A 13,113-nucleotide genomic window follows, 5' to 3' on the forward strand; every position below is an offset into this window, starting at 1 on the left:
TGCGACAACCGGCGCCGGACGGCGGCCACGTGGGCTCGATCACTAAGGGTTACCTAAGATCCCCGGCCGGCCGGGCGGTCCGGGAACGGACCGCCGGGGCCCGGGCCCCCCGCCGGTCCCTGGTCACCGGACGCCGCGCGGGGCTCCGTAGACTGCCGCCATGCGTGAAGAGCCCGTCGTCCAGGTGCGGAACCTGGTCAAGCGGTACGGAGCCAAGACCGCGGTGGACGGGCTCGATCTGTCCGTGGCGGCGGGCACCGTCACCGCCGTCCTCGGCCCCAACGGTGCCGGGAAGACCACCACCGTGGAGATCTGCGAGGGCTACCGCCGCCCCGACGCGGGCACCGTCCGGATCCTGGGTCTCGACCCGGTGGCGGAGGCGGCGGCCCTGCGGCCCCGGATCGGGGTGATGCTCCAGTCCGGCGGCGTCTACCCCGGGGCGCGGGCGGCGGAGATGCTGCGGCACACCGCGAAGCTGCACGCCCACCCGCTCGATGTGGACATGCTGACCGAGCGGCTGGGCCTGGGCGGCTGCGGCCGCACCCCCTACCGGCGGCTCTCCGGCGGCCAGCAGCAGCGGCTCGCGCTGGCCATGGCGGTCGTCGGCCGCCCCGAGCTGGTCTTCCTCGACGAGCCGACGGCCGGTCTGGACCCGCAGGCCCGGCGCGCCACCTGGGATCTGGTGCGGGAGCTCCGCGCGGACGGGGTGACGGCCGTCCTCACCACGCACTTCATGGACGAGGCCGAGCAGCTCGCCGACGACGTGGCGATCATCGACGGCGGCCGGGTCGTCGCCGCCGGCAGCCCCGAGGAGCTGTGCCGGGGCGGCGCCGAGGACACCCTGCGCTTCACCGGCCGCTCCGGACTCGACCTCACCACCCTGCTCACGGCCCTGCCGGACGGCGCGGCCGCCGCGGAGACCGCGCCCGGCTCGTACCGGGTCACCGGGAAGGTCGATCCGCAGCTGCTGGCCACCGTCGCCTCCTGGTGCGCCCAGCACGGCGTGCTGCCGGACCGGATAGCGGTCGAGCGGCGCACCCTGGAGGACGTCTTCCTGGAACTGACCGGCAAGGAGCTGCGCGCGTGACCACGGAAGCGGACCGGACCGCCGGCACCTTCGCCCCCCGCCCGGGGGCCGCGCCGCTGGGCCGGATGATCGCGGCGCAGACCGCCTTGGAGACCCGGATGCTGCTGCGCAACGGCGAACAGCTGCTGCTGACGGTGGTGATCCCGACCCTGCTGCTGGCCCTCTTCGCCACCGTCGACATCGTCGACACGGGCGCCGGCCGGGCCGTGGACTTCCTCGCTCCGGGCGTGCTGGCGCTGGCCGTGATGTCCACGGCCTTCACCGGGCAGGCCATCGCCACCGGCTTCGAACGCCGCTACGGGGTACTGAAGAGGCTCGGCGCCTCCCCGCTGCCGCGCTGGGCGCTGATGACCGCCAAGACGGGCTCCGTGCTCGTCACCGAGCTGCTGCAGATCGCGCTGCTGACGGCGGTCGCCCTCATGCTGGGCTGGTCGCCGCGGGGCAATCCGCTGACCGTGGTGGCCCTGCTGCTCCTGGGGACCGCGGCCTTCTCGGGGCTCGGGCTGCTGATGGCCGGCACCCTGCGCGCGGAGGCGACGCTGGCCGCCGCGAACCTGGTGTTCGTCCTGCTGCTGGCCGGCGGCGGGGTGGTCGTCCCGCTGGAGAGGTTCCCCGAGGCGGCGCAGTCCGTGCTGCAACTGCTGCCGATCGCGGCCCTGTCGGACGGGCTCCGCGATGTGCTGCGGGACGGCGCCGCGGTGCCCTGGGGCGATCTGGGCCTGCTGGCCGGCTGGTCGGTCCTGGGCCTCGGCCTCGCGGGGCGCTTCTTCCGCTGGGAGTGAGGGCGGCGGTCCGCCCCCGTCCCGCCCGCCGTCGGCCCGGCTCTCACCCCGGTTCTTCCGTGTCCGCCGTGCGGGCGGCGTCCACGACGTCGGCGGAGACCGGCGCGGGGCCGGCGGCGAGCCCCTCCCCGGCCCGGTCCAGCATCCGACGGGTGCGGGGATACTCCCCGAGGTGCTCGCCGAGGACGTCCAGAGCCGCCGGCAGGTGGTGCGGGTCGGCGTCCCGTGCCGCCAGCACTCCTGCCGTCCACAGGACGTAGCCGGCGAACAGGCCGGCGTCGTCCGTGTAGAGGGCGGCGGCCAGGTAGTCGACGAGGTGGGCGACGTCCTCGGCGGTCTGCCGGCGCTGGTCGGTGGTGAAGCCGGCCGGCTCCGGATGGCGCCGTTCCAGACCGGTCAGCACCACCTCGACGAGGCGCGGGGCCGTGCCGGAGACCCGGGTGTACTCGTGGTCCGCCAGATGAGGCAGGTCGTCGATGGCCCGGCGGTCGGCGCGGGGCGGGGGCAGCGGGCCGCCGGCGAGCCGGTCGGCGGCGGAGCGGGCGTCGGGCGCCCAGGCGTCCGCGTGGAAGAGGCGCGCGTAACGCCCGTCCGGGCCGAAGGCGGCGCCTCCGACCAGCACCGGCACTCCGGCTCCCTGGCAGGCCATGATCGTGGCGTGCGCGGTGGGCAGCCGGGTGGCGAGCGAACCGGACAGGGCGGCCGCCTCCGGCCCCGTACGGTGCAGATGCGCGATGAGGTGCGGGGCGGGGACCTGGGCGCCGAGGTAGTCCACGCGCCAGCCGCGCAGCTTCAGCACCTCGGCGAGCAGCCGGGCGGGCAGCGCGTGCCACTCCCCGTCCACGCAGGCCACGGTGACCCGTCCGCGCGGGGACTTTGGCGGTGCCGTCCCACCGCGCTGGGAGATGACGGCGATCACGCGGTCGTTGATGGCGGTGGCCGCGTGCTCGCCGGCCACGCTCATGCGGTTCGCGGCCCACTCCACGCCGACCTTGCGCTGGACGGCGCCGATGACGTCGAGGAGCACGCTCTCGGCGTCGAGGCCCGCGTCGAGGGCGCCGAGGGCCGTCCGGGTGGCGGCGTACTCGTCCCCGTCCACGACGGCCTCCCACAGGTGCCGCGCGTACGCGGCACGGGCGGTGTGCCGGTCCTCCGGCTCTTCCGCGGTCATGAGGTGCCCCTCTCCAGTCGGTGTCCGCCGGCCCCGGCGCGGCCGGCGTGCGGTCCTCCCCCGTGCGGGCCTCCGCCCGGGGGCGCGATGGCGACCACGGCCATGTCGTCCGAGGGGCCGGGCCCCGCCCACTCGGCGGCGAGCATCAGGACGCGTTCCACGACGGCCTCGGGCGGCAGCTCCGCGCACTCCGAGAGCGTCTGCCGCAGCCGCTCGTCACCGAACATCTCCCGGCCCAGCGGCCCGCCCCGCGCCTCGGTGATGCCGTCGGTGAACAGCACGCAGGTCTCCCCGGGCGCCAGGGTGGTCCGCGCCGTGACCGTCTCGACCTCCGGCAGCGCGCCGACCAGCGTGCCGGAGGTCGCGGCCTCCTCCACCCGCCCGCCGGCCCGTACGATCAGCGGCGCCGGATGGCCCGCGCTCGTCATCCGCAGCTCCAGCCCGCCGCCGCGGCGGACGGCCGTCGTCAGCACCAGGGTCGCGAACCGGGTGTGCTGCGGGGAGTTCAGCAGCGCGCCGTTGAGCAGGCTCAGCACCTCCTGGTGGTCCCCGGCCAGCGGAAGCAGGGCCTCCAGCGTGATGCGGATCTTGCCGGCCAGCACGGCGGCCTCCAGCCCCTTGCCGCACACATCGCCGAGGGCCACCAGGAACCCCTCGCCCCCGGCGCCGTCCGGCAGCGGATGGACGTCGTAGAAGTCACCCCCGACCTGCTCGCTGTCCGAGGACGCGCGGTAGCCGCCGGCGAACTCGACGCCGCCGGTGCGGTGCAGGACCGGCGGCAGGAGTTCGCGCATCAGCGTCTCGGTGATCGCGGCCTGATCGGCGTAGAGCCGCGCCGCGGAGATCGCCGCCCCGGCGCGCGAGGAGAACAGCCGGAGGAAGAGCTCCTCGCGCTCCGTGAAGCGCTCCCGGCCGGGGCGCAGCAGGAGGACCAGCGCCCCGGCCGGCTTCTCCAGGGGCCCCGGCAGCGTTTTGACGACGGTGGATCCCACCGGTCCGAACCCCGGCGGGACCGCCCACGCCGGCGTGTCCTGGGGAGCGACCCAGCGCGGTGGCGGCAGCGGTGCGCCGCGCAGCGCCTCGGTCAGCCCCGGCATCCCGGCGGGATCCGCGAGCGCCGGATGGCGCACCGGCCGCCCCCCGTGTTCGCAGGCAACCACCGGCAGCAGGCGCCCGGGGCCGGGCACCAGGACCAGCGCGGCATCCGCGAAGTGCTCGGCCGCCAGGCGGGCGGTCACCTCCACGCAGCGTTCGGGGTTCAGCGAGGCCAGCAGCATGGTGGCGGCCTCCGCCATGGACTCCGTGTGCTCCCGCTCCTCGCGCAGCGCCTCGTCCGCGGCGCGGCGGCCGGTGTCGTCCACGAGCCACCACAGGACGGTGCCGCCGGGGTGCGCGCTGGGGTGGGCCGTGACGATGCGCTCCCCGATCCGGCCGGCGGCCCCACCGCCGGCCGCGCCCTCCCGTCGCCGGGCCTGCTGCCGGCCGGTCCCGGGCCCGTTCTCCCGGAGGCCGCCGCCGGTGAACCGGTCGTGCGCCTCGGCCAGCCAGGCCGGTGCGGCCTCCCGCAGCCGCGCGCCCGGCCGGATGGCGGGACACAGCTCCGCCGCCACGTCGCTCACCGAACGCACCACGCCGTCCGCGCCGACCGCGATCACCGGATACGGCGCGGCACGCCAGGCGGCGCCGAGCCCGGCACCGCCGGCCGCGGCGGCGGACTCTACGAAACGTTCCACGACGGCAGGGCACACACCGCGGGCCCCTCACCTCGCAACGCTGGACGACGGTCGGCCCCCTCCCCCGACGATCTCCCGCGCCCGGCCACGCGGCAACCGCTCCGCCGTCGCGCCCGTACGGAACGGCGCGGCGGCCGCGGTCACTGCCGCACGCCAGGGGGCGTCGGCGCGGGGCCCGGTCACCCCGCGGACGGGTTGCTCCCCCGCGCGGTCCGCCCACCGTCGCCGTCCGCCCCGGCCGGCGGCCCGTCCCGTCAGCTCTGCGGCCGGCCCGTTCCCGGACCGCTCTCCTCCGGCGGTTCCTGCGCGGCCGGGCAGAGACCGGCACGGACGGCCGCCAGGGCGTCGTCGGCGCTGGCGTGGACGGGGATCAGCCGGCCGACGCCCGTGAGGTCGAGCAGCCGGCTCAGGGAGTGGGGTGGTGCGGCCAGGGTCAGTGAGCCGTTGTGCTCACCCGTATGGCGCAGCAGATTGATGAAGGCGTTGAGGCCGGAGGAGTCACAGAACGGCACGGGTGCCAGGTCCAGGACGAGATGACGCCGGCCGGCGTCCACCAGTTCGAGGCCGCGGGACCGCAGGGCGGGAGCCGTTTCGAGATCGAGTTCCCCCTCGACCCGGAGCAGCGCCAAGGGGCCTTCGGCGTGGTGGACGCTGAGACTGAAGGGCCTGTTCATGAGGGCACGGGCTCCTGCCGGACGGGACGACGGGCGCCGGCGGCGGCCACGGGGACGCCCTGGGCCCGGGGCGTCGTGCTGCCGGCCGCGGCGACCGGACGGGGCGGGGGGACGGGGCCGGTGTGAGGCGCCCGCCGGGTGGCCCCCGGCGCACGGCGCCTCCCGGGCGCCGGTATCGCTGGTCCGCCTCTTGGCATGCGCCACCCCTCTCCTTCGCCCGCCGTCCCCGGTGGCCGGCCGCTCGGTGTTCAGCGTAGAGCCGGTACAGACCCTTTCGAAAATACACACGACGGACGCAACGCCCCGACAGGACGCGGAGCGCGGCCGGCCACCGCCGTCGCGCCGCCCGTCGGATCGAACAGCCCCCGGGGAACGGGTCGTTGATGGGAAGCGTACTCTCCGCTTCCGTTTTCCGCCGGGCCCGCGAATCCGGCGAGCGGGGCATCGGCGGCCGGAGCCGGCGGCCCGGAGACCGCTCACCGGGCCGCCGTTCCCGGCCACTCCCCGGCGCCCGGCAGTCCCGCCCCGGCCGTCCGGGACCTCAGGGCAGGATCCGCCCCGGAACGGCCCCGGCGGCCAGAAAGGCCAGCCGGCTCGGCTCGTGGTCCCCGTCCCAGTCCTCGCTCCAGCCGACGGCTCCCGCGACGACGTGATCGCGGCGGCCCTCGGGGGTCTCCAGGATCAGCACCCGGTCGTCGCGGCGGGCGTGCCCGGTCTCGGCCAGGATCAGCTTCCGCTCCTCCTCCGTCGCGCAGCGGATCACGAGCCCGCTGTAGTTGATCCCGGTCTTGACCGCCCGCACCGGCTTGAACAGCACGTCGATCCGGGACCGCCGCGTACCGTCCCGGCCGATGGAGCGGGCCCGCAGCAGCAGCTGGCCGTGGCTGACCGTGTAGGCCCAGACGGAGAACGCGCGATCGGAACGGAAGAGTTCTCTGCCGGGGGCGAAGTGGCCGTCGGTGGTGAGCCACACCTCTGAGGTCTCCATGACGGAATCCTGTCAAAGATCGCCCCGTCGGGTGAACGGGAAACCATCGTGTCGCGGCACCCCGGACGCCTGGCCCGCCCGGCCCCCCGAAGGCCCCAACACCCCCTGCCTGAAGGCTTACTGACGCCACGTCGGCTCGACCGGCCCGGTCCCCGCTCCCACCCCGCGCCCCGCTCCCGGCCGCCGGCGGATCAACCAAGCATCCGCGCCCCCGTCCGGGGCCCTCATAATCAGCGCCCGCGCCAGCCGGGCCCCTCGTGAAAAGATGCACAAGGGCATGTTTACGATGGACCCGTGTCCAAGCTGACCGCAATCGTGCCCAATCCCCTCGCCGCCATCGCCGCCCGCTGGACCCCGTCCCCGCGGACGGTCCGGCTGGCCGCGCTCTCCGCGCTGCTGATGAGCATCGTCATCATCGTGACCGGGGGTGCCGTCCGGCTGACCGGCTCCGGACTCGGCTGCGATACCTGGCCCAAGTGTTCGGGCGACAGTCTCATCGCCACCCGGGAGATGGGTCTGCACGGCGCCATCGAGTTCGGCAACCGCATGCTCACCTACGTGCTGACCGCCGCGGTCGGCTGGACGATCATCGCGGCCCGTGCCGCCAAGCCACGCCGCCGGAGCCTCAGCCGGCTGGGCTGGCTGCAGTTCTTCGTCGTCCTGTTCAACGCGGTGCTGGGCGGGATCACGGTGCTCCTGGAGCTCAACCCGTACATCGTCGCCGGGCACTTCCTCGCGGCCACCGCGCTGCTCACGGTGACGGCGGTGACCTGGCAGCGGACACAGGAGGGCGACGGCGCCCCCCGGCCGCTCGCCGGCCCCCGGGTGCGCGGGCTGGCGTGGGCGCTGGCCGCCGTCACCGCCGTCCTGGTGATCGTTGGGACCGTGGTGACGGGCGCGGGCCCGCACGCGGGCGACAGCAGCGAGGTGCCCCGGATGGGCGTGGACTGGGAGACCGTCACCCGGGTGCACGCGCTGCTCGCCTGGGCGGTGGTCCTGCTGACGGCCGCACTCTGGCTGGTGCTGCGCGCGGTGGACGCCCCGGCCGCGCCGCGCAAGCGCACCGCTCTGCTGATGGCGGTGCTGCTCGCGCAGGGCGCCATCGGGTACGCGCAGTACCTCACCGAGCTGCCGGAGGTCCTGGTGGGCCTGCACATGCTCGGCTCCTGCCTGGTCTGGGTGGGCGTGATCCGGGTCCTGCTCTCCCTGCGGGAGCGGCCCGCCGTCCCGGCCGAGCCGCCCGTACCGCCGGCGCCCCGGCAGGAGGGCCCGGCGGTCGCCGCCGCGCTCTGAGCCCGGCTCCGGGAGCCTGCCGCGGACGGCCCGGAGCCTGCCGCGGTCGCGGCCCGTCCGGTCTCGGCCTGTCCCGTCTCAGCCCCGGTCGCGACCCCGTCCGGACACGGCACGGCCCCCCTCCCGGCACGGTCGGACAAGCCGTGACCGTGCCGGGAGGGGGGCCGTTCTGCCGCCACCGGGCCGGCTGCCCACCGGCCGCCCCGCCCCGCGGCGGACGGGCGGACGCGTCGAAGCGCCCGTACCGGTCAGGCGGCGTTGCGCGGGCCGCCCACCTGGATCCCGGCCATGCGCGACCACTCGTACGGGCCGGTGCGGACCCGGGCCGCCATCTCCCCGTCGAAGTCCTCGTGCACGGTGATGCCGGCCTTCTCCACGGCGCGCTCCGCGATCGCGTACGACGGCGCCACCAAGTCGCCCCAGCCGCCGTCGGCACCGACGAGGACGATCCGGGCGCCCATCTGGCCGAGGTGCGCGATCTGGCCCTCGGCGGAGCCGCCGTTCCGCTTGGCGAAGGCGTTGATCTCCCGGGCCAGCTTGGCCATCCGCCGTTCGGCCCTCTTGTCCGCCCCGGTCGCCTTCCCGGCCGCCGCGGCGGTGTCTCCGGCGGCCTGGGTGCCGCCCGCGTCCTGGTCCTGCTTGCTGTCTGCCATGAGCAGGATGCTACCCACGGGTAGATCAACTGGCGACGGGCCGGGTGCGTGGCCTTGACCACGCACCCGGCCCGCACGGAAACCGAACCGGGGGCTCAGGGGCCCTAACGGAGGAAGGGGTCCACCGCGACGGCCAGGAAGAGCAGCGAGACGTAGGTGATGGACCAGTGGAACAGCCGCATCTCCTTCAGCTTGGCGCCGGTGATCCCGGCCCGGGCCCGCGCCTGCAGCCCGTGCGCCTCCTTCAGCCAGAACGCGCCGAGGACCACGGCCACCACCGGGTAGAACCAGCCGGTGTAGCCCAGCGGCCACAGCAGCAGCGAGACCCCGACCATCACCCAGCTGTAGAGGACGATCTGCCGGGCGACCGCCTTGTTGCCGGCGACCACCGGCAGCATCGGCACGCCCACCCGCGCGTAGTCGTCCTTGACCTTCATCGACAGCGGCCAGTAGTGCGGCGGCGTCCAGAAGAAGATGACGAGGAAGAGGACGAGCGCCGCCCAGGAGACCTCGTTCCGCACCGCGGACCAGCCGATGAAGACCGGCATGCAGCCCGCGATGCCGCCCCAGACGATGTTCTGCGCGGTACGCCGCTTGAGCCACATCGTGTAGACGACGACGTAGAAGAGGAGCGCCCCCAGCGAGAGCATCGCGGACAGCGGGTTGACCAGGACCCAGAACCAGACGGTGGAGCCGACGGCGAGCACGGTGGCGAACACCAGGCACTCGCGCGGCGAGACCATGCCCGTCACCAGCGGACGCTGCGACGTGCGGTCCATCAGCGCGTCGATGTCCCGGTCGATGTACATGTTGTACGCACCGGCGCCGCCGGCCGACATGAAGCCGCCGATACAGGTGGCCAGCACCAGCCAGAGGTCCGGCACGCCCTGCGCGGCCAGGAACATCACCGGGACGGTCGTCATCAGCAGCAGCTCGATGACGCGCGGCTTCGTCAGCGCGAAGAACGCCTTGGCCCGGGCATCGAATGGCCGGTAGCCGGGGCCCATCACGGGCACCCGCACTGGATGGGAATCGACGGCCGTCACGCGCACCCCTGTGGTGAATGACATCGGCGGCTCGGTGCCGCGGGGAGATCCAGCAAGCCCGCCCGGAACCGACGGTCCGGATGACGGCTTGCGCGTACCACGCCACTGTAGACGCCCCGGGTACCGCGCCCGCCGCCGGGGGTGCCGGACGTGTTGGGCGGGCCCGGCGCACATCCGTTTGAGCGGTTGGGGCCCATGGCCCGTATGGATGCCCGACAGGTCTGATCACGCGGCTGACCGGGCACCCGGAGAGGGTCCGGCCGGCCGCACCGTACGGCCCCGGCGGCGGGAGTACGCCATGTGGACAGAAGCCTCCGTGAGGTGCGGTTCCGACAGTTGGACGGTCGAAAGCACGCACACGGGTGCGAGATAGGCTCGACACCGCCCGGTGAGCCAAGTCACCGGCACTGCGACCTTGTGGAGAGGAGCCCTGACCCAGGGTGAGCATCAAGCCGACGACCACAGAGCTCGAGTGGACAGAGCTGGACCAGCGGGCCGTTGACACCGCCCGAGTCCTGGCCATGGATTCCGTACAGAAGGTCGGGAACGGCCACCCCGGCACGGCCATGAGCCTGGCGCCCGCCGCCTACCTCCTGTTCCAGAAACTGATGCGGCACGACCCCTCCGACGCGGGGTGGACCGGACGGGACCGCTTCGTCCTCTCCCCCGGCCACTCCAGCCTGACCCTCTACATCCAGCTCTACCTGGCCGGCTACGGCCTGGAGCTGGACGACCTCAAGGCCTTCCGCACCTGGGGCAGCAAGACCCCGGGCCACCCGGAGTTCGGCCACACCACGGGCGTCGAGACCACCACCGGCCCGCTCGGCCAGGGCATCGCGAACGCCGTGGGCATGGCGATGGCCGCGCGCTACGAGCGCGGGCTGTTCGACCCGGAGGCGCCCGAGGGCGGCTCCCCGTTCGACCACACCGTCTGGGCGATCGTCTCCGACGGCGACCTGGAGGAGGGCATCTCCGCCGAGGCGTCCTCGCTGGCCGGGCACCAGAAGCTCGGCAATCTCATCGCGCTCTACGACGACAACCACATCTCGATCGAGGGCGACACCGCCACGGCCCTCTCCGAGGACGTCCTGAAGCGCTACGAGGCCTACGGCTGGCACGTCCAGCGCGTCGACCAGGCGCCGAACGGCGACTTCGACGTCCAGGCGCTGTACGCGGCGTTCCAGGCCGCGAAGGCCGAGACCGGGCGGCCCTCCATGATCGCCGCCCGCACCATCATCGCCTGGCCGGCCCCGAACGCGCAGAACACCGAGGCCTCGCACGGCTCGGCACTCGGCGCCGAGGAGGTCGCCGCCACCAAGCGGGTGCTGGGCTTCGACCCCGAGGTCCACTTCCCGGAGGACGCGGAGGTCCTGGCGCACGCCCGCGCCGCCGCCGACCGTGGCCGCGAGGCCCGCGCCGCGTGGGACAAGCGGATGCAGGACTGGCGGAACGCCAACCCGGAGCGCGCCGCCGAGTTCGACCGCATCAGCGCGGGCGAGCTGCCCGAGGGCTGGGAGCGGAAGCTGCCCGTCTTCGAGCCCGGCAAGGACGTCGCCACCCGCAAGGCCTCCGGTGAGGTCCTCAAGGAGCTCGGCCAGATCATCCCCGAGCTGTGGGGCGGCTCCGCCGACCTCGCCGGCTCGAACAACACGACGATCGACGCCACCTCCTCCTTCCTCCCGGCGGACAACCCGCTGCCGGAGGCGAACCCCTACGGCCGCACGGTGCACTTCGGCATCCGCGAGCACGCCATGGGCTCGACCATGAACGGCATCGCGCTGCACGGCAACACCCGCATCTACGGCGGCACCTTCCTGGTGTTCTCCGACTACATGCGTCCCGCCGTCCGGCTCGCCGCCCTGATGGAGCTGCCGGTCACCTACGTCTGGACGCACGACTCGATCGGCCTCGGCGAGGACGGCCCCACCCACCAGCCGGTGGAGCACCTGGCCGCGCTGCGCGCCATCCCGGGCCTCAACATGGTCCGCCCGGCCGACGCCAACGAGACCTCCGTGGTCTGGGGCGAGATCATCCGCCGGCACACCGCCAAGCCCGCCCCGCACGGCCTGGCCCTCACCCGGCAGAACGTGCCGACGTACGCCGCGAACGGCGGGGCCGCCAAGGGCGGTTACGTGCTGTTCGAGGCCGAGGACGCCGACGGGAAGGCCGCCGACCCGCAGGTGGTGCTCATCGCCACCGGCTCCGAGGTGCAGCTGGCCGTCGAGGCCCGGGAGCGCCTGCAGGCGTCCGGGGTCCCCGCCCGCGTGGTGTCGATGCCCTGTGTCGAGTGGTTCGAGGAGCAGGACCGGGGGTACCGGGACAGCGTGCTGCCCCCGGCCGTCCGGGCCCGGGTGGCGGTGGAGGCGGGCATCGGCCTGTCCTGGCACCGGTACACCGGCGAGGCGGGCCGGATCGTCTCGCTGGAGCACTTCGGTGCCTCCGCCGACTACAAGGTGCTGTACCGCGAGTTCGGTCTCACCGCCGAGGCCGTCGAGGCCGCGGCCCGGGAATCCCTCGAAGCCGCGGGTCGCTGACGCCCGTATCCGTACAAGGAGGAGTTGCAACTCTTATGGCAGACGCACTCAAGCGCCTCTCCGACGAGGGCGTGGCGATCTGGCTGGACGATCTGTCCCGCAAGCTGATCTCGTCCGGTGATCTCGCGGAGCTGATGGACACCAGCCACCTCGTGGGGATCACCACCAACCCGACCATCTTCCAGAAGGCCATCTCCGGCGGCGAGGGGTACGAGCGGCAGCTCTCCGACCTCGCCGTGCGGCGAGTGACCGTCGAAGAGGCCGTGCGCATGATCACCACGGCGGACGTCCGGGACGCGGCCGACGTGCTGCGGCCGGTCTTCGACGCCACGGACGGCCGGGACGGCCGGGTCTCCATCGAGGTCGACCCGCGGCTGGCGCACAACACGCACGCCACCGTCGCCGAGGCGAAGCAGCTCGCCTGGCTGGTGGACCGGCCGAACACGCTCATCAAGATCCCGGCCACGGAGGCGGGCCTTCCGGCGATCACCGAGGTCATCGGCCTGGGGATCAGCGTCAACGTCACGCTGATCTTCTCGCTGGAGCGCTACCGCGCGGTCATGGACGCCTACCTGACCGGCCTGGAGAAGGCGAAGGCCGCCGGCCTGGACCTCTCCCGGATCCAGTCGGTCGCCTCCTTCTTCGTGTCCCGCGTGGACACCGAGATCGACAAGCGGCTGGACGGCATGGGCACCGAGGAGGCGGCCGCCCTGCGCGGCAAGGCGGCCCTGGCCAACGCCCGGCTCGCCTACCAGGCCTACGAGGAGGTCTTCGCCTCCGACCGCTGGGCCGCCCTGGAGCGCGAGGGCGCCAACCGGCAGCGGCCGCTGTGGGCCTCCACCGGCGTCAAGGACAAGGCGTACAAGGACACCCTGTACGTCGACGAACTGGTCGCCCCCGGCACGGTCAACACCATGCCGCACCCGACCCTGGAGGCCGTCGCCGACCACGGCGAGATCACCGGTGACACGGTGACCGGCGGCTACGAGCAGGCCCGCGCCGACCTCGACGCGCTGGAGAAGCTCGGCATCTCCTACGACGAGGTCGTCCAGCTCCTGGAGGACGAGGGCGTGGAGAAGTTCGAGAAGTCCTGGACCGACCTCCTCGCATCCACCGAGGCCGAGCTGAAGCGACTCGCTCCGGAGGCGTGAA

The 13,113-nt window shown here is 73.9% G+C and carries 11 protein-coding genes; 5 read left to right on the plus strand and 6 right to left on the minus strand.

Annotated elements, in window-relative coordinates:
* The first annotated feature begins 160 nt into the window (after positions 1–160).
* Positions 161–1,087 (plus strand): ABC transporter ATP-binding protein, encoded by a 927-nt coding sequence (locus IF83_RS0114745; RefSeq protein ID WP_030544622.1) that lies wholly within the window; start codon positions 161–163, stop codon positions 1,085–1,087.
* A 65-nt stretch (positions 1,088–1,152) separates the two neighbouring features.
* Complete coding sequence (locus tag IF83_RS0114750; protein WP_051722791.1) at positions 1,153–1,869, plus strand: ABC transporter permease; 717 nt, start codon at positions 1,153–1,155, stop codon at positions 1,867–1,869.
* A 43-nt stretch (positions 1,870–1,912) separates the two neighbouring features.
* Here IF83_RS0114750 and IF83_RS0114755 read toward each other — a convergent pair whose 3' ends face one another.
* From IF83_RS0114755 to IF83_RS31220, 4 genes are all read right to left on the minus strand, one after another.
* Positions 1,913–3,040, minus strand: coding sequence for a cobalamin B12-binding domain-containing protein (locus IF83_RS0114755; protein WP_051722777.1), 1,128 nt, complete (start codon positions 3,038–3,040; stop codon positions 1,913–1,915).
* On the minus strand, positions 3,037–4,773 hold the full coding sequence (locus IF83_RS0114760; RefSeq protein ID WP_244177076.1) for a PP2C family protein-serine/threonine phosphatase: 1,737 nt from the start codon (positions 4,771–4,773) through the stop codon (positions 3,037–3,039). Before IF83_RS0114760 ends, IF83_RS0114755 begins: the two co-directional genes overlap by 4 nt.
* A gap of 254 nt (positions 4,774–5,027) precedes the next feature.
* A complete protein-coding gene (locus IF83_RS0114765; protein ID WP_078843488.1) occupies positions 5,028–5,447 on the minus strand; it encodes an STAS domain-containing protein in 420 nt (139 codons plus the stop codon).
* A 541-nt stretch (positions 5,448–5,988) separates the two neighbouring features.
* Positions 5,989–6,435 carry a hypothetical protein gene (locus tag IF83_RS31220; RefSeq protein ID WP_051722778.1) on the minus strand — a complete coding sequence of 149 codons (447 nt, stop codon included), beginning with the start codon at positions 6,433–6,435 and terminating at the stop codon, positions 5,989–5,991.
* Between the two features lie 294 nt (positions 6,436–6,729).
* On the opposite strand from IF83_RS31220, the gene IF83_RS0114775 reads away from it, so the two are divergent.
* A complete protein-coding gene (locus tag IF83_RS0114775; RefSeq protein ID WP_051722779.1) occupies positions 6,730–7,728 on the plus strand; it encodes a COX15/CtaA family protein in 999 nt (332 codons plus the stop codon).
* 248 nt (positions 7,729–7,976) lie between these two features.
* Here the strand turns inward: IF83_RS0114775 and IF83_RS34775 are convergent, their stop codons facing one another.
* Together IF83_RS34775 and IF83_RS0114785 are read right to left on the minus strand one after the other, a co-directional pair.
* Positions 7,977–8,381, minus strand: coding sequence for a hypothetical protein (locus IF83_RS34775; RefSeq protein ID WP_030544629.1), 405 nt, complete (start codon positions 8,379–8,381; stop codon positions 7,977–7,979).
* A gap of 104 nt (positions 8,382–8,485) precedes the next feature.
* Complete coding sequence (locus IF83_RS0114785; protein ID WP_030544630.1) at positions 8,486–9,427, minus strand: heme o synthase; 942 nt, start codon at positions 9,425–9,427, stop codon at positions 8,486–8,488.
* 440 nt (positions 9,428–9,867) lie between these two features.
* On the opposite strand from IF83_RS0114785, the gene tkt reads away from it, so the two are divergent.
* Both tkt and tal read left to right on the plus strand, forming a co-directional pair.
* Positions 9,868–11,961, plus strand: a complete 2,094-nt coding sequence (tkt, locus tag IF83_RS0114790; protein ID WP_030544631.1) for a transketolase — start codon at positions 9,868–9,870, stop codon at positions 11,959–11,961.
* A gap of 35 nt (positions 11,962–11,996) precedes the next feature.
* Positions 11,997–13,112, plus strand: a complete 1,116-nt coding sequence (gene tal / locus IF83_RS0114795) for a transaldolase (RefSeq protein ID WP_030544632.1) — start codon at positions 11,997–11,999, stop codon at positions 13,110–13,112.
* Position 13,113: the final 1 nt, after the last annotated feature.

It is taken from the genome of Streptomyces albus subsp. albus, assembly GCF_000719865.1.
Lineage (GTDB): Bacteria > Actinomycetota > Actinomycetes > Streptomycetales > Streptomycetaceae > Streptomyces > Streptomyces albus_E.